Annotated in this window: 20 protein-coding genes; 7 read left to right on the top strand and 13 right to left on the bottom strand. The window is 73.4% G+C overall.

Translation table 11 applies throughout. The annotated features are described in order from the left end of the window. Nucleotides 1–11 precede the first annotated feature (11 nt). The 3 genes from AB0H32_RS17535 to AB0H32_RS17525 form a co-directional block, all read right to left on the bottom strand. A complete protein-coding gene (locus tag AB0H32_RS17535) occupies nucleotides 12–638 on the bottom strand; it encodes a YigZ family protein (RefSeq protein WP_361120654.1) in 627 nt (208 codons plus the stop codon). A gap of 100 nt (nucleotides 639–738) precedes the next feature. Next, complete coding sequence (locus AB0H32_RS17530; protein ID WP_361120652.1) at nucleotides 739–1,293, bottom strand: histidine phosphatase family protein; 555 nt, start codon at nucleotides 1,291–1,293, stop codon at nucleotides 739–741. Further along, the gene (locus AB0H32_RS17525) at nucleotides 1,290–2,141 is read right to left on the bottom strand and encodes a hypothetical protein (protein ID WP_361120649.1); all 852 of its coding nucleotides are present in this window, start codon (nucleotides 2,139–2,141) and stop codon (nucleotides 1,290–1,292) included. The genes AB0H32_RS17530 and AB0H32_RS17525 overlap by 4 nt, the downstream gene beginning before the upstream one ends. 146 nt (nucleotides 2,142–2,287) lie before the next feature. Between AB0H32_RS17525 and AB0H32_RS17520 the strand changes: the two genes are divergently transcribed. The 3 genes from AB0H32_RS17520 to AB0H32_RS17510 all read left to right on the top strand — a co-directional run bounded on the left by AB0H32_RS17520 (nucleotide 2,288) and on the right by AB0H32_RS17510 (nucleotide 5,858). Beyond that, entirely contained in the window at nucleotides 2,288–2,695 is a 408-nt protein-coding gene (locus AB0H32_RS17520) for a CoA-binding protein (protein WP_361120646.1), read from the top strand. Between the two features lie 202 nt (nucleotides 2,696–2,897). Continuing rightward, nucleotides 2,898–4,538 (top strand): APC family permease, encoded by a 1,641-nt coding sequence (locus tag AB0H32_RS17515; protein WP_361120643.1) that lies wholly within the window; start codon nucleotides 2,898–2,900, stop codon nucleotides 4,536–4,538. Between the two features lie 96 nt (nucleotides 4,539–4,634). Beyond that, a complete protein-coding gene (locus tag AB0H32_RS17510) occupies nucleotides 4,635–5,858 on the top strand; it encodes a 4-hydroxybenzoate 3-monooxygenase (RefSeq protein ID WP_361120640.1) in 1,224 nt (407 codons plus the stop codon). Between the two features lie 235 nt (nucleotides 5,859–6,093). On the opposite strand, the gene AB0H32_RS17505 is transcribed toward AB0H32_RS17510, so the two are convergent. Next, nucleotides 6,094–6,459, bottom strand: a complete 366-nt coding sequence (locus AB0H32_RS17505) for a metalloregulator ArsR/SmtB family transcription factor (RefSeq protein WP_361120637.1) — start codon at nucleotides 6,457–6,459, stop codon at nucleotides 6,094–6,096. 60 nt (nucleotides 6,460–6,519) lie between these two features. Between AB0H32_RS17505 and AB0H32_RS17500 the strand changes: the two genes are divergently transcribed. Further along, entirely contained in the window at nucleotides 6,520–7,659 is a 1,140-nt protein-coding gene (locus tag AB0H32_RS17500) for a cation diffusion facilitator family transporter (protein WP_361120634.1), read from the top strand. Nucleotides 7,660–7,766: 107 nt separating this feature from the next. On the opposite strand, the gene AB0H32_RS17495 is transcribed toward AB0H32_RS17500, so the two are convergent. Both AB0H32_RS17495 and AB0H32_RS17490 read right to left on the bottom strand, forming a co-directional pair. Next, a complete protein-coding gene (locus AB0H32_RS17495) occupies nucleotides 7,767–8,324 on the bottom strand; it encodes a YbaK/EbsC family protein (protein ID WP_361120631.1) in 558 nt (185 codons plus the stop codon). A gap of 43 nt (nucleotides 8,325–8,367) precedes the next feature. Next, on the bottom strand, nucleotides 8,368–8,940 hold the full coding sequence (locus AB0H32_RS17490) for an XRE family transcriptional regulator (RefSeq protein ID WP_361120629.1): 573 nt from the start codon (nucleotides 8,938–8,940) through the stop codon (nucleotides 8,368–8,370). Between the two features lie 103 nt (nucleotides 8,941–9,043). Here AB0H32_RS17490 and AB0H32_RS17485 point away from each other — a divergent pair, with 103 nt between their 5' ends. Beyond that, on the top strand, nucleotides 9,044–9,901 hold the full coding sequence (locus AB0H32_RS17485) for a DMT family transporter (RefSeq protein ID WP_361120626.1): 858 nt from the start codon (nucleotides 9,044–9,046) through the stop codon (nucleotides 9,899–9,901). 1 nt (nucleotide 9,902) lies between these two features. Here the strand turns inward: AB0H32_RS17485 and AB0H32_RS17480 are convergent, their stop codons facing one another. After that, nucleotides 9,903–10,667, bottom strand: a complete 765-nt coding sequence (locus tag AB0H32_RS17480; protein WP_361120623.1) for an acyltransferase — start codon at nucleotides 10,665–10,667, stop codon at nucleotides 9,903–9,905. Nucleotides 10,668–10,776: 109 nt separating this feature from the next. Here AB0H32_RS17480 and AB0H32_RS17475 point away from each other — a divergent pair, with 109 nt between their 5' ends. Continuing rightward, nucleotides 10,777–11,304 (top strand): gamma carbonic anhydrase family protein, encoded by a 528-nt coding sequence (locus tag AB0H32_RS17475; protein ID WP_361120621.1) that lies wholly within the window; start codon nucleotides 10,777–10,779, stop codon nucleotides 11,302–11,304. 90 nt (nucleotides 11,305–11,394) lie between these two features. Here AB0H32_RS17475 and AB0H32_RS17470 read toward each other — a convergent pair whose 3' ends face one another. After that, nucleotides 11,395–12,039, bottom strand: a complete 645-nt coding sequence (locus tag AB0H32_RS17470; protein ID WP_361120618.1) for a DedA family protein — start codon at nucleotides 12,037–12,039, stop codon at nucleotides 11,395–11,397. Between the two features lie 227 nt (nucleotides 12,040–12,266). On the opposite strand from AB0H32_RS17470, the gene AB0H32_RS17465 reads away from it, so the two are divergent. Next, entirely contained in the window at nucleotides 12,267–13,346 is a 1,080-nt protein-coding gene (locus tag AB0H32_RS17465) for a lysylphosphatidylglycerol synthase transmembrane domain-containing protein (RefSeq protein ID WP_361120615.1), read from the top strand. Between the two features lie 7 nt (nucleotides 13,347–13,353). Here AB0H32_RS17465 and AB0H32_RS17460 read toward each other — a convergent pair whose 3' ends face one another. The 5 genes from AB0H32_RS17460 to AB0H32_RS17440 all read right to left on the bottom strand — a co-directional run bounded on the left by AB0H32_RS17460 (nucleotide 13,354) and on the right by AB0H32_RS17440 (nucleotide 21,760). Next, nucleotides 13,354–14,421, bottom strand: coding sequence for a class I SAM-dependent methyltransferase (locus AB0H32_RS17460; protein WP_361120612.1), 1,068 nt, complete (start codon nucleotides 14,419–14,421; stop codon nucleotides 13,354–13,356). Between the two features lie 207 nt (nucleotides 14,422–14,628). Next, nucleotides 14,629–15,831, bottom strand: a complete 1,203-nt coding sequence (locus AB0H32_RS17455; RefSeq protein ID WP_361120609.1) for a glycosyltransferase — start codon at nucleotides 15,829–15,831, stop codon at nucleotides 14,629–14,631. Further along, a complete protein-coding gene (locus tag AB0H32_RS17450) occupies nucleotides 15,828–16,640 on the bottom strand; it encodes an alpha/beta hydrolase (protein WP_361120606.1) in 813 nt (270 codons plus the stop codon). The genes AB0H32_RS17455 and AB0H32_RS17450 overlap by 4 nt, the downstream gene beginning before the upstream one ends. A gap of 3 nt (nucleotides 16,641–16,643) precedes the next feature. Next, the gene (locus tag AB0H32_RS17445) at nucleotides 16,644–16,964 is read right to left on the bottom strand and encodes an acyl carrier protein (RefSeq protein WP_361120603.1); all 321 of its coding nucleotides are present in this window, start codon (nucleotides 16,962–16,964) and stop codon (nucleotides 16,644–16,646) included. Next, a complete protein-coding gene (locus tag AB0H32_RS17440) occupies nucleotides 16,961–21,760 on the bottom strand; it encodes a beta-ketoacyl synthase N-terminal-like domain-containing protein (RefSeq protein WP_361120600.1) in 4,800 nt (1,599 codons plus the stop codon). Before AB0H32_RS17440 ends, AB0H32_RS17445 begins: the two co-directional genes overlap by 4 nt.

Genomic DNA, 21,760 nt, shown 5'->3' with positions numbered 1-21,760 from the left:
AGGCCGGAACGTCACGCATCTCCGTAGGCTTCTCCGCCCAGTTCGAACCCGGCAGCGCCCGCCGTCGCATCGGCCAGCCACGCCCGGAAGGCGTCGACGTCGGCGTCCGGCAGGCCGATCTCGATGGTGACGGCCTCGCCGTAGCGGACGTCCCGGACCTCGCGCCCGGTGGACCGCAGATCGTTCTGGACCTTGCCGGCGCGCTGGTGGTCGACGGTCACCGTGGCCAGCCGGAACCGGCGCCGGGTGAGCGTGCCGAGGGCGTCGAGGGCCTCGCCGACCGCTCCGCCGTAGGCCCGGATGAGGCCGCCGGCGCCGAGCTTGACCCCGCCGTAGTGGCGGGTGACGACGGCCACGACGTACCGCATGTCGCGGCGCAGCAGCATCTGGAGCATCGGGACGCCGGCCGTGCCGCCCGGTTCGCCGTCGTCACTGGCCTTCTGCACGGCCGCGTCGGCGCCGATGACGTACGCCCAGCAGTTGTGCGTGGCGTCGGCGTGCTCCTTGCGGACGGCCGCGACGAACTCCTGGGCCTCCTGCTCGGTGGCCGCCGGGGCGAGGGCGCACAGGAAGCGGGAGCGGTTGATCTCGGTCTCGTGCACGCCCGCGCGGGCGACTGTGCGGTACTCGTCCTGCATCCCGCCAGCCTATGCGGGCCGCCGCGGCCGCCCACACCGCTCTCCTCCGACGCCGACTCCTGCTCCCCCTCCCCTGGCTCCTGCTCCCCCCCGCCTTGCCCTAGCCCTTGCCCTTGTCCTTCGCTCCGCGCGGGACGGTGAACGACGTCAGCAGGGCCGTGCCCGGAGCGAGAGCCGGCCAGCCGGTGCCGCGCCAGGCCAGCACGGCGATCGCGGAGGTGGGGAACTTCACACGCACCCGGTCGAGCGCGTCGTCGAGCCCGTCCCCGGCCAGCTCCACGACCAGGTCCTCCAGCCCCGGGTTGTGTCCGACGAGCAGCAGCGTCTCCACCTCGCGCGGTGCCTCGCGCACGACCTCCAGCAGGTCGGGCACGTCGGCCGCGTACAGCCTTCGGTCGTAGCGCACCGGCGGCGGTGTGCCCCACTGGCCGGAGGCCAGTTCCCAGGTGCGGCGGGCTCGCACGGCGGTGGAGCACAGGGCGAGGTCGGGCAGGCAGTCGGCCTCCGCGAGGGCACGGCCGGCGGCCGGGGCGTCCCTGAGGCCGCGCGGCGCCAGCGGCCGGCGGCGGTCCTCGACGCCCCCGGGCCAGGCGGACTTGGCGTGCCGCAGCACGACCAGCCGGCGCAGCGGGCCCGCGCCCGCACGTTCGATCATGCGAGGCTCCCGAGGTCACGGGCGAGGTCGAGGGCGAGCAGACGGTCCGCGTAGACGTAGGTCTCGAACCGGGCGCCGTCCGGCAGCCCCGGCGCGCGCTCCACGTCCCGCAGCACGTCCAGCACCGCGGGCAGATCCAGGTCGTCCTCCCAGGCGGCCCGCAGACGCGCCCGTACCTCGTCGGGCACCGGACGCGAGGGCTGTCGCGCCCACCCGGCGACGGCGCGCCGCCAGTGGGCCAGGACCGACGCGGCCTCGGCGAGCCGGCCGGCGTCCAGGCGCACCGGCGCGTTCCGCGGCACGGAGAGGAGGGCGAGACGCAGGACGGTGGGGTCCCCCAGGAGGGCGGAAAGACCGAGAGGTGGGCGGTCGCCGGGCGGCCGGGGCGCAGGGGCGGGAGTCTCCCCGGAGGTGGCGGCATGAGTGTCCCCTGGCGCGGGGGCAAGGGCCTCTCCCGGTGCGGGGGCATCGGCGTCCCCGTGGATCGTCGCCGGGGCGACGGCGAGGAGGGGCCCCTCGGCAGGGGGATCCTCGGTGCTCTCCGCCACCACGTGGATCACCTGTGCCTCGCCCAGCCCGGACGCGAGGTCGCGGCCGTCCTCGAAGGGGCGGATGGCCAGGGTCGTCGCGGCCGCACGCAGCTCCGCGGGCCGACGGGGCGCGGTGAGGATGGTCCAGACGGGGGTGCCGCCGAGTTCCAGGGCGCGGACGAGGAGGTCGGCGGTGAGCAGCACGCGCAGGGCGGTCGGGTCGAGGTCCGAGGCATAGGCCTCGATACGGGTCAGGCCCCGGCGGGCGGGCGCGGCGGCGACGGGCTCACCGGTTCGGGCGTCGAGGATGCGCAGCACGGCCCGAGCGTAGGCGCGCGAGCGGCCGTACGCAGGCACCTTGTGCCGATTCCGGACACCGTGGCGGGGCTCCCTGCGGGGAATCCGCAGCTGGCGGGCGCTGTTGTGCGGGCGACAGCTCCCCCGCGCAGCCCGAGGAGGCGGCCGTGTACGGCGACGAAGCGAGTGTCCGCAGGATCCTGACCGAGCTGGGTGACACCTGGGCGGTGGTGGGCCTGTCCACCAACCGGCGGCGTGCCGCGTACGGCGTGGCGCAGGTGCTGCAGCGGTACGGCAAGCGGATCGTGCCCGTGCATCCGACGGCGCAGACGGTGCACGGCGAGCGCGGTTACGCCTCTCTCGCGGACATCCCGTTCGAGGTGGACGTGGTCGACGTCTTCGTGAACAGTTCGCTGGCCGGAGCGGTGGCCGACGAGGCCGTCGCGAAGGGCGCGAAGGCGGTGTGGTTCCAGCTGGACGTCGTCGACGAAGCCGCCTACGGACGGGCCCGGGCGGCGGGTCTCGACATGGTCATGGACCGGTGCCCGGCGATCGAAATTCCCCTCTTGACCTAGTGTCACTCCTTCTTCATCACAATCAGCCGCTGAATATTGACATTCGGGTTCGGTGTCTGACCTGTGCGAAGGCTGTCCCCAAGACCGGCAAGATCCTGGGTCAAGATTTGGTAAGTAGTCTTTTGCCGACGCGGAAAGCGTTCCTAGCCTGTGGCCTCCTTCCCCGTTAATTCCGCGTTTACGATCTGAGAGGCCACTTGACATGGCGAAAGTCGACCATGCCGCGCCTGTAGACACGTCGGTGCAGGCCGGAGGCCTGCGCCGCGACGTAGGCCTGATCGGTCTGATGTGGGCCTCTGTGGGCTCCATCATCGGATCCGGCTGGCTGTTCGGTGCCGAGAAGGCGGTCGTGGTGGCCGGCCCCGCGGCGATCATCTCGTGGGTGATCGGTGCGGTGGCCATCGGGCTGCTGGCACTGGTGCACGCCGAGCTCGGCGGCATGTTCCCGGTGGCCGGTGGCACGGCCCGCTACCCGCACTACGCCTTCGGCGGCCTGGCCGGCATGTCGTTCGGCTGGTTCGCCTGGCTGCAGGCGGCCACCGTGGCACCGATCGAGGTCGAGGCCATGATCGGCTACGCCAAGCACTGGCACTTTGCCGACGGGCTGCAGCGTGCCAACGGCACGCTCACGGCCAGCGGCATCATCACCGCGGTCGTTCTGATGGCGATCTTCGTCGCGGTCAACTTCCTCGGTGTCCGTGTCCTGGCTCACACCAACAGCGCCGCCACCTGGTGGAAGATCGCGGTCCCGCTCGCGGCGATCTTCGTCATCGCCATCGGCAACTTCCACCCCGGCAACTTCACCTCCGAGGGCTTCGCGCCCTTCGGCGCCAAGGGCGTCCTCGGGGCGATCAGCTCCAGCGGCATCATCTTCGCGCTGCTCGGCTTCGAGCAGGCGATCCAGCTGGCCGGCGAGAGCCGCAACCCGAAGCGTGACCTGCCCCGCGCGACCCTCGGTTCGGTCGCGATCGGCTCCGTGATCTACATCCTGCTCCAGGTCGTGTTCATCGTCGCGCTGCCGCACAGCTCCTTCGCGCACGGCTGGGCGAAGCTCGACTTCCCCGGCATCAGCGGCCCCTGGGCGGGTCTGGCCACGCTGGTGGGCCTCGGCTGGCTGAGCTTCGTCCTGTACGCCGACGCGATCATCTCCCCCGGCGGCACCGGCCTGATCTACACCACCGCCACCTCCCGCATCTCCTACGGCCTGGCCAAGAACGGCTACGCGCCGAAGGTGTTCGCCAAGACGGACGCGCGCGGTGTGCCGTGGTTCGGCCTCGTGGTCTCGTTCGTGACCGGCGTCATCTGCTTCCTGCCGTTCCCCAGCTGGCAGGAGCTGGTCAGCTTCATCACCTCGGCGAGCGTCCTGATGTACGCGGGCGCGCCGCTGGCGTACGGCGTCTTCGCCGACCGTCTGCCGCACCACGAGCGTCCGTACCGCCTGCCCTTCGGCAAGTTCGTCTCGCCGCTGTCCTTCGTGGTCGCCAACCTGATCATCTTCTGGTCCGGCTGGGACACTCTGTGGCGGCTCGGCGCCGCGATCCTGATCGGCTACGTGCTGCTCGGTTCCTACGCCTGGTACGCGATCCGCAAGAACCTGCCCGACGCTCCCCGGCTGGACTTCAAGGCCGCGCAGTGGCTGCCCCCTTACCTGGCCGGCCTCGGTGTGATCTCCTACCTGAGCACCTTCGGCGGCAACGGCACCATCCCGCTGTACTGGGACATCGCGGTGGTCGCGGTGTTCTCCCTGGCCATCTACTACTGGGCCAAGGCCACCGCCTCGAAGACGGAGGCGATCGAGCTCAGCATCGAGGAGGTCGTGGTCACGGACGCCCCGGCGCACTGACCCTGCCTCACCCCCAGTGTCCCGTCAGCCGCGGCAATGGCGCCGCGACTGACGGGACACCGTCATGAGGGGACGGCGATCTCCCATAATGCGGGGGTGATCTCCCCTTCCCCCCGCCCCGACTCCACACCCGAGGAACGCCGAACGGTCGTCGTCGTGGGCGCCGGGCCCGCCGGGCTCACCGTGGGCGCCCTCCTGCGGGCAGCCTCCGTCGACTGCGTGGTCCTGGAGACCGAGAGCAGGCAGTTCATCGAGACCCGCCCGAGAGCGGGCGTCATCGAGGAATGGGCCGTGCGCGAACTCGACCGGCGCGGCCTGACGGCAGACCTGCCGGCGCGGGCCCAGGCGCACGACACGTGCGAGTTCCGCTTCGGCGGCGAGCGGTACCGGTTCAACTACGGCGACCTGACGGGCCGGCACCATTTCGTCTACCCGCAGCCGCTGCTGGTGACGGACCTGGTACGGGAGTACGCCGACGTACGCGGCGGCGACATCCGTTTCGGCGTGGAGGACGTGCGGCTGCACGACCTGGACGCGGACCGGCCGGCGGTGTCGTACCGCTGCCCGGCGACGGGTGAGCGGCGGGTGCTGCGCTGCGACTTCGTCGCCGGCTGCGACGGGGCGCGCGGGGTGACGCGGGCGGCGATACCGGCAAAGCGGCTGCGGATCGCCCGGAAGGACGACGGCATCGGCTGGCTGGCCCTGCTCGCCGAGGCTCCGCCCTCCTCGGACTGCGTGCTGTTCGGCATCCATCCGCACGGCTTCGCCGGGCACATGGCCCGCAGCCCCGAGGTCACCCGCTACTACCTGCAGTGTCCGCCCGGCGACGACCCGGAGAACTGGCCGCACGACAGGGTCTGGACTCAGCTGCGGACCCGCCTCGGTGCAGCCGGTGCACCAGCACTGACGGAGGGCCGGCTGATCGAGAAGCGGGTGCTGGACATGCACCACTACGTCGTCGAACCCCTGGTCCACGGGCGGCTCTTGCTGGCCGGGGACGCCGGTCATCTCACGGCGCCGATCGCGGCGAAGGGCATGAACCTCGCCCTGCACGACGCCTTCCTGCTCGCCGACGCGCTCGTCGCGTACGTCACCCGGGGCGACGGGAGCGGTCTGGAGGGCTACTCGGAGGCGTCCTTGCGGCGGGTGTGGGACTACCAGGAGTTCTCGCAGTGGCTGTCGGACATCTACCACGGCCTTGCCGCGGGCGACCCGTTCCGGGCGGGCACCACACGCGCCCGGCTGCGCCGGCTGTTCACCTCGCCCGCCGCGGCGGCGGCCTTCGCCGAGCAGTACCTGGGCTCGGCCACCGCGTTCTGAGCGCGCACCGGCCTGGCGCAGCGTCAGGAGTCCAGCTGCGCCGCCCGGTTGCGCGGCACGAAGGCGGTGCCCGCCGAACCCGAACCCGAACCCGAGCCGCGCGACGGGCGCCGCACGCTGAGCGCCGCCGCCGAGCCCTCGGAGCACACGAAGGCCGTGTGCGAGACACCCCTGGGCCCGGCAGCGGCGGCCGCGACCAGCGATCCGGACGAGGTGCCGGCCCTGCCGGAGCGGCTCAGCGCTCTGCGGCGGCGGCCCGCTCGGCGAGACGGTGATCGGCCACCTTCAGGGCCTCGTCGACCAGGCGCCGCAGATGGCCGTCGCGCAGCGAGTAGACCACCCGGCGGCCCTCCTTGCGCGTGTTCACCAGGCCCGCCAGACGCAACCGGGCCAGGTGCTGGCTGACGGCGGGACGAGCGGCACCGCATGCCTCGGTGAGTGTGGTGACGTCGGCCTCTCCCGCCGTCAGGGCGTGCAGCAGGGTGAGGCGGGTCCGGTCGCCGAGCAGGGCGAGGAGTCCGGCGGCGACCGCGAACTGCTCGTCGCCGGGGGTGCGCTGCTGCGCATGGTCCGCAGGTGATAGGTGCATGCGTGCGCTCATACGCACATAATGGCTCCGTGGGCGCGGTGCGTCCACACCCGCACCCGGAAGGGGATCCACGTGAGCGACCGCCACACCCACGGACCTGGCCCTGAATCCGGCGACCGCCAGCCCCGTGGCCACGACCACCGCCACGGCGACAGCCACAGCCACAGCCACAGCCACGACCGTCGCCACGGCCACCCCCATGACGATGCCCGTCCCCACCCCTCCCCCGGCCTGCGCCACCGTCTCGCCCACCTCCTGACCCCGCACTCGCACGAGACCGCCGACAAGCTCGACCCCGCCCTGGAGTCCTCGGCGCGGGGCATGCGCGCGCTGTGGGTGTCGCTGGCCGTGCTAGGGGGGACCGCTCTCGCGCAGGCGGTGGTGGTCGCGGTGTCCGGGTCGGTGGCGCTGCTCGGGGACACCGTGCACAACGCGGCGGACGCGCTGACGGCGGTCCCGCTGGGCATCGCCTTCGTGCTCGGCCGACGTGCGGCGACCCGGCGGTTCACCTACGGCTACGGGCGCGCCGAGGACCTGGCGGGGCTCGCGATCGTGCTGACCATCGCCGCCTCCGCCGCGTTCGCCGCCTGGGCGGCCGTCGGGCGGCTGCTCGATCCGCGCCCGGTCGAGCAGCTGCCGGCGGTCGCGGTGGCCGCGCTGCTGGGCTTCGTCGGCAACGAGTGGGTGGCCCGGTACCGGATCCGGGTGGGCCGGGAGATCGGCTCGGCCGCGCTCGTCGCCGACGGACTGCACGCCCGGACGGACGGGTTCACCTCACTGGCCGTGCTGCTGGGGGCCGCGGGCTCGGCCCTGGGATGGCAACTGGCCGACCCGCTCGTGGGGTTGGCGATCACCGCCGCGATCGTGCTGGTCCTGCGGGACGCGGCGCGGGAGGTGTTCCGGCGGGTGCTGGACGCCGTCGACCCGGAGCTGGTCGACCGGGCCGAGCAGGCGGTGCGTGCGGTGCCCGGTGTGCGCGAGGTGAGCGAGCTGCGGCTGCGGTGGATCGGTCACCGGCTGCGGGCCGAGCTGGCGGTCGTGGTGGACGGCGAGGCGACGGTCCGCGAGGCGCACGCGATCGCCGTCGAGGCCGAACACGCCCTGCTGCATGCCGTACCGAGGCTCACGGCCGCCCTGGTGCACGCCGATCCGGCACCGGTGCCCGGCGAGAGGGATCCGCATCTGGCGCTGGCCCATCATCTGACGGTCTGAGCCGGGACCGGTCCGCCGGATCCCGCCGAGTCCCCACCGGATCTCGCCGGATCTCGCCGGATCTCGCCGGATCTCGCCGGATCTCGCCGGATCTCGCCGGACGGAGCCTAGGCGACCCCGAGTCCCTCCAGCACCACCGCGCCCGGCAGCTCCGCGAGGGCCTTGCCCGGCACCAGCAGCTTGCCGCGCCGCCGGCCGCTGCCGACCAGGACGTAGGGCAGGTCGGCCACGGCCGAGTCCACCAGCACCGGCCAGTCGGCGGGCAGCCCGATCGGGGTGATGCCGCCGTACTCCATGCCGGTCTCGCCGGTCGCGGTGTCCATCGCGGCGAACGAGGCCTTGCGGGCCCCGAGTTGGCGGCGCACCGTGCCGTTGACGTCGACCCGGGTGGTGGAGAGCACCACGCAGGCGGCGAGCGTGGTCCCGCCGCCCCGCTTGCCCGCGACCACCACGCAGTTCGCCGACCGCTCCAGCAGGTCGCGGCCGTAGTGCTCGACGAACACGGCCGTGTCGGCCCAGCGCGGGTCGGTGTCGACGTAGACGATCCGGTCGGCGGCGACGCTCCCGCGCCAGTGGCGTACCGCGTCGGCGACCGGAGCGGTCAGCCCGTCCAGGCAGTCCGGGGCGGGGGTGGCGGTGTCGAAGTCTCCGATGGGTGCACGCATGGCCGCACGCTAGCAGCGTGCGAACCGTGCGGGCGGCGGGCGTTCAGCGCACGGGAGGGACCGAGACGGCCATCACCATCTCCATGGGGACGTCCCCTTCGTTGCCGTACGTGTGCGGGGTGTTGGCCTCGAAGGATGCACTCGCCCCCGCCGGAACCAGGTGCTGCACACCGTCCACGGTGAGGGTCAGTTCGCCCGCGGTGACATGGACCAGTTCCACGGTGCCGACCGGATGCGGGTCGGACGGGCTGCGGTCGCCGGGCATCAGCAGCCAGTCCCACATCTCCAGCGGCCCGGGGGCCTCGGTGCCCGCCAGGAGCCGGTTGTAACTTCCCGCCTCCGTGTGCCACAGCCGAACGGCCTGTTCGGCGGGGACGATCCGGACCTTGGGGCCCTGTTCGTAGTCGAGCAGCGTGGTGACGCTGATGCCGAGCGCGTCGCCGATCTTGACCACGGTGCCGATGCTGGGGTTGGTGCGGGCCTGCTCGATCTGGATGAGCATGCCGCGGCTGACTCCGGCCCGGGCCGCCAGCGCGTCCAGGGTGAAGCCGCGCTCGGCACGCCAGCGTTTGACGTTGCGTGCCAGCGACTGGGTCAGCAGCTCGAGGTCCGACACATCACATCCATGAGGGTTCACTATATTGAATTACGAGATTCAACTTACTGCACTATGCTGTGGTGCACCTACGTGTTCACTGCACTGTACTGCGAGGTGGCCCGTGACAGCATTCTTCGCACTGACCACCAGTCTCCTATGGGGCCTGGCCGACTTCGGCGGCGGGCTGCTGACGCGCCGCACGCCCGCGCTGACGGTGGTCGTCCTCTCGCAGGCGATCGCGGCGGCTGTCCTCGGCGCGATCGTGGTGGCGACCGGCGGCTGGAGCGAGGCCGGCCCGCGGCTGTGGTTCGCCCTCGCGGCGGGCCTGGTCGGCCCGCTGGCCGTGTTCTCCTTCTACAAGGCCCTGGCGCTGGGCCCGATGGGCGTGGTCTCCCCGCTGGCCACGCTCAGTGTGGCCGTCCCGGTCGGGGTGGGCCTGGTCCTCGGCGAGCGCCCGGGCGCCCTGCAGGTCGCGGGCATCGCCGTCGCCGTCGCCGGAGTCGTCCTCGCGGGCGGGCCGCAGCTGCGCGGTGCGCCCGTGCAGCGGCTGACGATCCTGCTCACCCTGGTCGCGGCGCTGGGCTTCGGCACGGTGTTCGCACTGATCACGGAGGCCTCGACCAATGTCACCGGCCTGTTCCTGTCGCTGTTCGTGCAGCGCGTGACGAGCGTCGCCGCGGGCAGTGCGGCGCTGTACGCGGCGGTCCGCCGGGGCACCCCCGCCCTGCCCGAGGGCGGCCTCCTCGGCACCGCGCTGCCGGCGCTGGCCTTCGTCGGCCTCGCGGACGTGGCGGCCAACGGCACCTATGCGGTCGCCGCCCAGCACGGCCCGGTCACCGTGGCCGCGGTGCTCGCTTCGCTCTACCCGGTGGTCACCGCGCTGGCCGCGCGCGGCTTCCTCAGCGAACGGCTGCGCGGGATCCAGGCCGCGGGCGCCGGGCTCGCCCTGCTGGGCACGGTGCTGCTGGCGACCGGCTGAGTCAGCCGTCGGCCTCCAGACGGGCCAGCCGGGCGGCCGCCTCCTCGTCCAGGTCGGCCAGGGCGCACAACTGCTCGGGCGTGATCCCTTCCGGGAGCGGCACCGGTGCCGGGGTCCGCAGAGGCGGCTGCCAGCCCTCGTCGGGGGTCCAGCGCCGTACGACCCGGGCGGGGGCTCCCGCCACCACGGCGTGGTCGGGCACGGTCCCGCGCACCACCGCACCGGCCGCCACGACCACGTTCCGGCCGATCCGGGCTCCCGGAAGGATCACCGCACCGGTGCCGATCCAGCAGCCCGGGCCGATCTCGACCGGCTCCATGCGCGGCCACTGCCGGCCGATGGGCTGGTGCGGGTCGTCGTAGGAGTGGTTGGTGGAGGTGACGTAGACGTACGGGCCGAAGTAGCAGTCGCTGCCGATGGTGACCGTGGTGTCGGCGATGACATGGCTGCCGCGGCCGAGGACGACTCCGTCGCCGATGCACAGGATCGGGTCCGGGCCGAGATCCAGGTCCGGCATCAGGCCGGCGGTGAGGGTGACCTGCTCGCCGATGATGCAGTGGGATCCGAGGTGGATCCAGGGCTCGCCGAAGACCGTGCCGAGCGGGAAGGCGAGCCGCGTGGCTTCGCCGATCGAGCCGAAGCGGAAGCGGCCGGGACTCTCGGCCGTCACCGATCCTGTCCGCTGTGCCCACGCCCAGCCCGCGTGAACGGCGCGCTGCACCAGTCGGTGTCGCCAGGATGAGAACGTGTTCTTGCTCTTCGGCACCCGCTCACGTTACTCAGCAGGGGTCTTGGGCGAGAGGGCGGGCTGCTGTGATCTTTGCCCCACCCCGTGTCGTACCGTTCGGGGACACGACGGAGACGAGGAGACGGTGATGACGCAGAAGGCGCTGATCGTGGGCATCGGAGGCAAGGAGCCCCGGGTCGATCCGGAGGCGTTCGTGGCGCCGACGGCCTCCGTGATCGGGGATGTCACGCTGCGCGCCGGAGCCAGTGTCTGGTACGGGGCGGTCGTGCGGGGCGATGTCGAGACGATCACCGTCGGGGCGGACGCGAATGTGCAGGACAACGTCACGTTGCATGCGGATCCCGGGTTTCCCGTCAGCGTGGGTGAGCGGGTGTCCATCGGGCACAACGCCGTTGTGCACGGGGCGACCGTGGAGGACGACTGCCTCATCGGGATGGGGGCGACCGTGCTCAACGGGGCGGTGATCGGGGCGGGGTCGCTGGTCGCCGCTCAGGCGTTGGTGCCGCAGGGGATGGTGGTGCCGCCCGGGTCGCTGGTGGCGGGGGTGCCGGCGAAGGTGAAGAGGGAGCTGTCCGCCGAGGAACGGGAGGGGGTCATCCTCAACGGCACCTCGTATGCGGAGTTGGCGAAGGCGCACCGAGAGGTGCATCCGTAGGGTGTGCGGCGTCCGCGGGTGGGTGGGAGCTGGTCGCGCCCGCGCGGCGGAGCCGCACATCGACACCGCCCGCGCCCCTTGCGGGGCGCTTCACTCCCCGGCGCCCACAGGTTCTGCCTCGCGCTTCTCCGTCTGCGCCTTCTTCGCCTTGCGCTTGATGATCAGCATCGAGGACAGGCCGATCAGGACCGCTGCCACCAGGCCCAGGTAGGAGAAGCGCTTCAGCCAGTCCTCGGCGACCACGCCGACGTAGTAGATGACGGCCGTGGTGCCGCCCGCCCAGCAGATGCCTCCGAGGACGTTGGCCGTCAGGAACTTCCAGTACGGCATCTGGAGGACGCCCGCGAGCGGGCCGGCGAAGATGCGCAGGAGGGCGACGAAGCGGCCGAAGAAGACGGCCCACATGCCCCACTTCTCGAAGGACCGCTCCGCGGTGGCGACATGGCCCTCGCTGAAGTGCTTCGGGAACTTCTTGCCCAGCCAGGCCAGCAGCGGCCGTCCGCCCTTGCGGCCGATCGCGTAGCCGATGGAGTCGCCGATGACGGCACCGGCGGTCGCGCACGCGCCGAGGACGATCGGGTTGATGCCGGAGTGCTGGGAGGACATGAGCGCCGCCGAGACCAGGACGATCTCGCCCGGCAGCGGGACGCCCAGGCTCTCCAGGCCGATCACCAGCGCCACGACGGCGTAGACGGCGGCCGGTGGCACCGTGTCGAGCCATTCCTGGACGTGCACGCCGGTTCCTCCCCTGTCGTCGTCTTTGTGTGCCGGAGCGTGGCTTGCGCAGCGCGCCCCATGGGAAGGCTACCTGGTCGGCGGTGAACGGCGGCTCCCGCACACCCGGCGGCACCGTCCCGCCCCCGTGCCTTCGGGTTTCGGACATCCCGGTGTCATACGGGACGGGAAAGCTCCCCGCGGTTTCGCCGCCCCGCCTCCCCCAGGCCCCATCACCGTGGAGCCCGATGCGGAAGGACGACGTCCCCGTGTCCTCACTGTCCCCGCTCTCCTCACCCGCCTCGCCCTCCCCGCTCGCCCTGCCTCCTTCGCCCGCCACGTCCGGCTCGCCTCCCTGTCCCCCGTCCCCGGCCCCGGTGCGCCGCGTCTCCCTCATGGCGGCCCGGCCCGTCCGGCTCGCCCTGTGTCTGTCTCCGCTGCTGTTCGCCGCGGGCTGGGTCCTGACCCACCGGCCCCTGGCGTACGAGGGTGCCGCCCGGCTGGTCGCGGCCGACCCCTGGTGGCTGCTGGCCGGAGGCGGGTTCACCTGTCTGACCTGGGTCACGGCCTCCTGCGTCCGGCAGGGCGCGCTGCCTGACCGGGTCCCGCCGGGGCTGCTGCTGGCCTCGCAGTTCGCCGCCGGTGCCGCGAACCACGCACTGCCCGGTGGCCTCGGCGCGCACGCCGTCACCGTCCGCTTCCTGCGCACCCAGGGCGTGCCGCTCGCCCGGGCGACCGCCTCGATCGCCCTGTACTCGCTGGCCAAGTCGAGCGCGAAGACGGTGGTGCTGCTGGTGTTCCTGGCCGTCACGCCCGCCTGGCGGCGGCTCGGGGACCTGGTCCCGGACGGGCGGATCATGGTCCCCGTCGCCGCCGTCGCGGGCGGGGCGCTCGCGCTGGTGGGTGTGCTCATGACGGTCGTACCGCCGTTGCGGCGTCCGGTGACGGGGCTGGTGCGCACCGCCCTCGCCGATGCGCGAGAGGTGCACGGCCGGCCCTCACGGGTGCTGGCCCTGTGGGGCGGGGCGGCCGCGATGCCGCTGGTGCAGGGGGGTGCGCTGGTGTGCGTGGGGTCCTCCCTCGGCCTTGGGCTGCCCTGGGAGCACGTGGTCCTCGCCTATCTGGCGGCCGGCACCGCCGTGGGAGCCGTACCGGCGCCCGGCGGGCTGGCGGTGGATGCGGCGCTGGTGTGGACGCTGGTCGCCTTCGGTGCCACGCCGGCGGTGGCCACCGCGACGGTGATCGGCTACCGGGTGCTGACCGACTGGCTGCCGCTGCTGCCGGGCGCCGCGGTGCTCTCGGCGCTGATCCGCGCGAAGGTCCTGTGAGCACGGGTCACTCGCGGCGGGCGACCAGACGGTAGGCGTTGGACAGGCCGAGGCGGTGCGAGAGGGGACGTATCGCGAGGCGGTCGAGGAGGGTGGCCGTGATCAGGGCTGGCACTCCCGCGAGGAGAAGTGCGGTGCGCAGGGTGCGACGGAGGGCGCCGGGCGGCTCGGCCAGCCAGGGGGCGTCCTCGCGCGGGGCGGTGTGGTCGAGGGACAGCCAGACGGCGGCGAGCAGGTCGACCGGGTCGTGCGGCTCCGCGTGCTGCTCGGCGACCACCGTGAAGCCTAGGTCGGTCAGCCTTCGGCGCAGGTTGTCGACCGGTATGAAGTGCAGGTGCTGCGGCTGGAGCCAGGGCAGCCACCAGCGTCCGAGCAGACGGACGTAGCGGCTCTGCGGGTCCGGTACCTCGATGAGCAGATGACCGCCGGGGCGTACCACCTCGTGGGCGGCGCGCAGTTCGCGGTCGGGGTCGGTGCTGTGCTCCAGGTAGTGGAACATGCTCACCACGTCGTAGCGGGCGGCGAGGTCGGGAGCGAGGTCGGGGAAGGCGCCGCGGTAGGCGTGCTCCACGCGGCCCTCGCGGGCGGCGAGGTCGACTCCGTCGGTGAAGTCCAGCCCGTCGAAGCAGGTACCGGGCAACACGGTGCGGGCGGCCTCGCAGAAGTGGCCGTGGCCGGTGCCGACGTCGAGCCAGTTCTTCGCGGTGGGGTCGTGGGGCGCCATGGCCTGCGCGCGGTCCCGGTACATCGCGGTGCGGCCGCCGAAGGTGCCGCCCATGCGCTTCTCACCGAGGCCGTCGTAGAAGTCGCGGTAGTAGAACTCCAGCCCCTCGTCGGTCAGTCGGGGGTTCTGGAAGGTGTGCCCGCAGTCGGCGCAACGGTCCAGGAAGAAGCGGCCCGGCTTGTGCTGGAGCAGGTCGGTGGTGCGCAGGCAGGTCGTGAGGCTGCTGGACGCGCACCAGGGGCACGTGGTGCGCCGGGGTGCGAAGAAACGGTCCGTGCCGTCGGCCAGATCGGCCTGGTAGGCAGGGCGCAGGGCGGCGATGCGCTCGGTGTTCTTCCTCTGATCGCTCATCGGCTCTCCGTTGTCCCTTGATCGCTCATCGGCTCTCCGTTGTCCCTTGGCCGCTCATCGGCTCTCCGTTGTCCCTTGGCCGCTCATCGGCTCTCCGTTGTGCCTTGACCGCTCATCGGCTCTACGTTGTGCCTTGACCGCTCATCGGCTCTACGTTGTGCCTTGACCGCTCATCGGCTCTACGTTGCCCCTCCGGGCGGGCATGGCTCATCGGCTGCTGTGCGCGGCCAGGCGTTCGAGGTGAGCGGAGGCTGCGCGGGCGCCGCCGGCCGCACGGAACGCGGTGCGGACACGGGCCGCTGCGGCCCGGTGGGCGCGGTCGTTCAGGACGGTGTCGAGGGCCGCGCCCAGCCGGGGCGCGGTGACCCGGCCGAAGCGGACGCGGACGCCGGCGCCCGCGTCCACGACCTGCGTGGCGACCACGGGCTGGTCGTCCCGGATGGGGGCCACGACGAGCGGGACACCGTGCCACAGCGCCTCGCACACGGTGTTGTGCCCGGCGTGGCAGACGACCGCGTCCATCCGTTCCAGGAGCGGGAGCTGGGGCACGGACGGCAGGATCAGCACGTCCTTGTCGATGAGGTCGGCGGGACCGGCGGGACCGGCCGGCAGGGTGCCGCCCGGATCCACGAGCACCGTCTGCACCCGCTCTGCGCGTTCACGCAGCGCGGCGAGGCACTCGGCGAGGAAGCGGCCGCCGGCGTCGGCGTTGGCGGTGCCCAGGGTCACCAGGACCTTCGCCCGGCCGGGGTCCAGCCACTCCCATGGGAAGCCGGGGCCTGCCGGCCGGTCGGCGAGGGACGGTCCGACGTAGTGGATCCGCTGCCCCAACGGGGCCAGGGGGCCGATGAGTTCGGGGGTGCTGAAGACGAGCAGCAGGTGCGGGGAGTAGCGCGGGTCGGCGGTGCCGGCCGGGTCGCCGATCCGGGTCCGCAGTCCTGCCAGGCGCCGGTGCAGCCACTCGGCGACCTTGGGCAGGCCGTCGTAGGCGCCGGTGAACTCGGCCGAGGTGGTGGCGGAGGTCGCCCACGGCAGGCCTAGCCGCTCGGCCACCAGCGCACCGGCGAAGGCCTGCTGGTCGGCGACGACCACATCGGGGCAAAACTCCTCGGCGGCCCTGCGCACGCCCGGTGCCATCGCGTCGGCGAGCGGCACCAGGTACCACTCCCACAGGAACTTCAGCGCTTCCGCGCCCCGCAGGTCGGGCGGCCGGGCGGCCCCCTCCGCACCCGGCACCGGGCCGTCGCAGGCGTACACCTGCGCCTCCTCACCGGCGAGCCGGTGCAGCAGTGCGGGGTCGGCACAGGCCCAGGCCACCCGGTGTCCGCGCTCGGCGAGCCGGGCGGCGACGCCCACGGCCGGATTGATGTGCCCGACCAGCGGGGGAACGACGAACAGGAAGCCGCTCACCGGACCCCCGCCCGCGCGCCGCTCACGGAGCCGATCAGGTCCAGGATGTGCCCGCCGACGGCCCCGGCCGCCTCGACCAGCACCGAGTGCTCGTGGCCCGGCAGGACGACGGGCCGGAAGTCCGCGAGCAGCGCCCGCTTCAGGGGCACCAGGTCCACCAGGTCCGAGTCGCCGCCGTACACGCCGAGGACCGGGCAGCGTACGGCCCTGATCTGCTCCTCGGTCAGCACCCGGCTGGCGGGGATGTCCCGGCCGAGGGTGGTCTCGCGGGCGAGCCGGGCGGCGCCCTTGGCCAGCCGGGCGGTGTTGTGGCTGCGGTTCGCGGTGATCCAGGCGATGGCGTCGGGCTCGTTGTGCGCGAGCTCGGCCACCACCCGGCGCAGGATGCCGCCCAGCTTGGACGCCCAGGCGGTGGTCGCGGGTTCGGACTCGATCAGCGTGAGGCAGGCCGTGCGGTCCGGGTGGCGGGCGGCGTAGCCGAAGGCGATCGTGCCGCCGTAGGAGTTGCCGACCAGGTGCAGGGGTCCGGTGATCCCCAGCCTGTCGAGGAGCGCCTCCAGGTCGTCGATGTTGTGGTCGAGGGTGTAGCCGTCCCGCGGGCGCTCGCTGCGGCCGTGCCCGCGCAGGTCGTACATGACGACGTCGAGGCCGGCCGCGGCGAAGGCCGGGGCGACGGTGAAGTAGTAGCTGGCGAGGCTGTCGGTGAGCAGCCCGTGCACGAGGACGACCGTGGCGTGCGGACTGCGGCCGTCCGCCGGGCCCATGCGCTGGACGTGCAGCCGGATTCCGGCGGCGTCGATCATCGCCATGGCTCAGCCCGCCTCCGTGGCCTTCAGGCTCCACACCACGTATTCGACGAGCCGGCCCACGGTCAGCTCGATGATCTCGTCGAACTCCATGCCGGCGAGGAACTCGGCCAGGTTGACCCTGCGTCCGTACCGCTCCTCCAGCAGCCCCGCCAGGGTGACGAGGTCGATGCTCTCCAGCTCCAGGTCGCGGTTGAAGGTGGTGGACATGCCGATCACCACATCCTCCTCGCCGTACTCCGCCAGGAGGGTGCGGAGCATGCCGGTGATCTCGGTGAGCACCGTGTCGGTGGTGGGCTGCGCCGGGACCGGCGGGGTGGGGTTCATCGGGTGTACTCCTCGGCTGCTTCGTCGACTTGTCCGGCGCCATGACCGTCGCCCGGTGCGGTGCCCTGCCCGTCGGCGGGCGCGGGTCCCGTCGTCCAGGCCACCACGTAGGCGCGTTGCTGCAGGGTGGGCGGGTTGCCCGCGGACGCGCAGTGCACGGTGTACGCGCGCTCCAGCCGGCCGGAGACCACCAGCCGGCTGCCGTCCGGGGCTGCCGTGCGCACGGCGAAGTCCCTGGGCCGGCCGTCGAATCCGGCGCCCTCGGCCTTGGCCACGGCCTCCTTGGCGGCCCAGAAGCGGGTGAACCACAGGGCCTCGCCGTCGGGGCCGTCCGCGCAGAGCGTGCGCAGGAGGCGCAGCTCGTCCGCGCCCAGGGCGGTGGTGAGGGTCGCGGGGTCGCGTGCCGTGACCTCTTCGATGTCGATGCCCGGCCCCGGACCGGGACGGTGCGGCCGTACGATCGCCACGCCGGCCTCGGCCCGGTGGGCGAGCGACACGTCCAGCGGGGGCAGGGCGCGACCGTGGACGCCGGTGACGTACGGGCGGCCGAGTTCGTCGTTGTGCACCCGGATCTCCGCCGGGAAGACGGGGCCTTCGCCCTGCTGCCAGAGCCACTGCCGTACGGCGTCCTTGACGGCGATGCGGCCGAGCAGCCACTGCCGGCGGCCGCGCGGCGGGCGGTCGGCGTACTGGGTGCGCTCCGCGCCGCCGAGCGCGTTGCGCATGATCAGCTCGCGCGAGGCGAGGTCCGGCCACCGCTCGTGCACCAGCGTCCAGCCGCCGGGCCGGGCCTCGGAGAGGGTGTGCCGCTCGGGGAAGCGTTCGACGGGCCGGGTCCGGGGGTCGTTGTCGAAGCGGCGGTCCTGCCAGCCGCCGAGCACGGCCCACACCCGGCCACCGACGGACAGCTCCGCGTCGGCCTCCAGGACCGTGTCGGTGAGCGAGGTGATCCGCAGCAGGCAGACGACCCGTGTCCCGGGGGCCGGGTGGGGGCCGTGGAACCGCAGGTGTCGCATCTGCACCGGGAAGACGACGGTCCGTTCGGTGCGGGTCGCCATGATCCAGTAGCCGAGGAGCTGGCCGACGTTGTCGAGCAGCGCGCCCGGCGCCGCGGGTGCGGTGATCACTCCGCGGATGTGCCGGCCGCCGATCGCGGTCAGCTCGGTGAGGCCCTGGAACGCCGGACCGTGGAACATCCAGCGCTCACGGTAGATCTGGGCGGCGGTGTGCTCGGGGGCGCGTTCGGGGACGTCGGGCAGGGGGCTCGGCGGGGGCGGTGCGGGGTGGTGCGGGGCGAGTTCGACGACGGCGCGGGCGGTGGAGCCGAACGTGACGGCCACGCGGTCCGGGTGGCCGGGATCGGGGGCGACGGTGACGGGCGCGTCGACCGGGGGTGTGGCGGTGAGCCACCGGTCGAACCGCGCTCCGTGCACGGCGACCGCCCTCAGTCCGGGGGCAGCCTGCTCCGCCGCTTCCATCATGTGGCGCACCAGCGTGGTGGCCGGTACGACCGGCCAGCGGTCCTCGGTGTCGGGCCAGCCGGAACGCTGCGGGAAGAAGCAGTGGTCCAGGAGGTGGGGCATGGTGTCGGGGGACACGCGCACGGTCGTCGTGGTGGTGGCGGGGGGTGCGGCGGCCGCGGAGGGACACGGGGTGGCCGTGCGGGCGGGCCGGGCTTCGGCGGCGACAGGGGTGGCTGCCCGGAGTTCGGCCGCCGGGGCGACGGCTCGGCGGTCGCTCGCCGCGATCAGCTCCGCCGCGGTGTCCGCGGTGTCCCGCAGCAGGGCGGTCAGCTCGGCGGCGGCCGGGAACCGGGCGGCGAGGCCGTCCAGGGGGGACGCGGCGGAGCCGGGCAGCCGCGCGGGGTACGACGCCGGCCGGTCCGGCCGCAACTGCGACCGCAGCGCGTCCAGGGCCGGCCCGGCCAGGGACACCAGGGCGCCGTCCAGGTCGAGGCGGACGGCGGGGCGGGCGTCTGCCCCTGCTGCCAGGGGGGCACGCGGTGCCGGGTCGGACGTCACGGTACGGACGGGTGCGTCGGCCCACGCCTCCCCCTTACGCACCTCGGGTGCCACAGGCCCCTCCGGCGCCACAGGCTTCTCGGACGCAGCCGGCCGGGCCGACGGACCGACCGGCCCGGCCGGTGGCAGCGCCGGTGCCACCGGTGCTCCCGCCGCCCACAGTGCCGTTGCCACACGGCGCAGCTGGGACAGCCCGGAGCGGTGGGGGGAGTTGGCGGCCACGGCGAGGTGGTCGCGCTCGGCGAGGGTGTCGGCGACGAGGGAGGCCAGCTGGCCGGGGCCGGTCTGGACGAAGGCGCGGTGGCCCGCCGCGTACAGGGCCTCGACCAGCTCGCGGAAACGCACGGGCTCCAGCAGATGCCGTACGAACAGGTCGCGGACCGCCGCCTCGTCCCCGGGGAAGGGCGCGGCGGTCGTCCCGGACCACACCGGCACGTCCGGCGAATGGAGCCGGAAGCGGTCGGCGGCCTCCTTGATGGGCGCGAGGTACGGCTCGAGCATCGGCGTGTGGAAGCCGGAGCGGAACGGCAGCACCTGGCACAGGACACCCTCGGCGCGAAACGCCCGTACGAACTCCTGGACCGCCGCGTCGGGCCCGCACACCATCGACTGGCGGGGCGCGTTGTCGTGGGACAGGACGATCCCGGAGCCGTCCCACGCCTCGGCGAGTGCGGCGCGGACCCGGTCGGCCGACGCGCCCACCGCGGCGAAGGCGAGGCCCGGCACGGTCAGCGCGTCCGGGTCGAACTCGGCCATGAACGTGTCCACTTGGGTGCCCGAGTACAGGCCGGCCGCCACCATGGCCGTCCACTCGCCGACGCTGTGCCCGGCGACCGCGTCCGGTACGACCCCCATGCGGCGCAGCGCGCTGTCCAGCAGCCGGCCCAGTCCGACGACGGAGTGACCGTGCCGTCCGACGTCGCCGACCTGTACCTCACTGCCGGTTGCGACGGACGGGGCGGCCAGGCCGAAGTGCGCGGCGATGTCTTCGGCGCGGGGTGCGAAGTCGCTCTCCAGACCGGGGAAGACGAAGGCCAGCTTGCCGCCTGCCGGCCCGAGCAGGGGGGTGGGCCGGAACCAGACGTCGTTGCGGCCCTGCCAGGCCCGGCCCTTGCCGACGACCCGCCGGGCCAGCGCGAGCCGCTTGGCGGTGGGCTCGACGATGCCGAGGCGTGCGGGGCCGGCGTCGGGGTGCGGCCGGGCGGGGTCGAGGCCGGAGGCGAGGACGGCCGAGTCGTCGGTACCGAGGAGGACGGAGAGCCGGTCGGCGCCGTCGGCCGCGAGCAGGAGGACGCGTTCGGGCTCGGCGACCGCCACGGGAGGCCTGGGTGGGGCAGCCGTCCGCACGCGCGCGCCCGGCGCCTCCTCCAGCACCACGTGGGCGTTGATCCCGCCGAACCCGAAGGCGTTCACGGCGGCCCGCCGGACCGGCTGCTGCGGGCCGGTGTTCCAGGGGCGGGCCCGTTCCAGGGTGCGGAAGCGCGTGGCCGCGAGGGCGGGGTGGGGATCGTCGCAGTGGAGTGTGGGCAAAAGCGTGCCGTGGTGCAGGGCGAGGACGGCCTTGACCAGGCCCGCGACCCCGGCGGCCGGCATGGTGTGCCCGATCATCGACTTCACCGAACCGAGCACGGGCCGCTCCTCGCCGTGGGCCGTGCCGGGCCCGAACACCTCGGTCAGGGTGGCGAGTTCGGCCGTGTCACCGGCCGGGGTGGCGGTGCCGTGCGCCTCCAGCAGGCCGATCGAGTGCGGCGCGGCGGGATCGAGTCCGGCGGCCCGCCAGGCCTGGCGCACGGCGCGGCTCTGGCCGCCGGGGTCGGGGGTGACCAGTCCGGCGGTACGGCCGTCGCTGGCCACGCCCGTCCCGCGGATGACCGCGTACACGCGGTCGCCGTCGCGTTCGGCGTCCGCGAGCCTTTTGAGGACGACGACGCCGGTGCCCTCCCCGATGAGGATGCCGTCGGCATGGCGGTGGAAGGGGCGGCTGCGCTGGGTCGGGGACAGGGCGCGGAGCTGGGAGAAGACGCTCCACAGGGTGATGTCGTGGCAGTGGTGCACTCCCCCGGCCAGCATCATGTCGCAGCGTCCGGTGGTGAGTTCGGTGACCGCCTGGTCGACGGCGACCAGTGAGGAGGCGCAGGCCGCGTCCACGGTGTAGGCGGGGCCGCGCAGGTCCAGCCGGTTGGCGATGCGGGAGGCGGCGAGGTTGGGGACCAGGCCGATCGCGGACTCGGGGCTGTCCGGTCCCAGGCGCTCGGTGAACGCCGCCCGCACCCGCTCCAGCTGGTCGGAGGACAGCTCGGGCAGCAACTCGCCGAGGGTGCGCACGAGTTGACCGGCCGTTCGGACCCGCTGGTCGAGCCGGACCAGTCCGGGGGTGAGGTAGCCACCACGGCCCAGGGCCACGCCGATCCGGTGCCGTTTGGGCAGCCGGTCCTCGCCGCCTGCGTCGGCGAGGGCGGCGGCGGCCACGTCGAGGGCGATCAGCTGGTCGGGCTCGGTGCCGGGCACGGAGGCGGGCATGATGCCGTACCGGGTCACCTCCACCTCGGCCAGGCCGTCCACGAAACCGCCCCGGCGGCAGTAGATCCGGTCGGCCGCAGCGGGTCCGTCGGCCGAGCCGGGGCGGTAGTAGTCGGCGTCCCAGCGGCCCTCGGGGACGTCGCCGATGGCGTCCACCCCGTCACGCAGGTTGCGCCAGTAGGCGTCCAGGCCGGCGGCACCGGGCAGCAGCACCGCCATCCCGACGACGGCGACGGCTGTCTGACGTCCGGTCAT

The sequence above is a fragment of the Streptomyces sp. NPDC020362 genome, from assembly GCF_040642095.1.
Lineage (GTDB): Bacteria > Actinomycetota > Actinomycetes > Streptomycetales > Streptomycetaceae > Streptomyces.
This window is presented reverse-complemented; position numbering and strand designations above follow the sequence as displayed.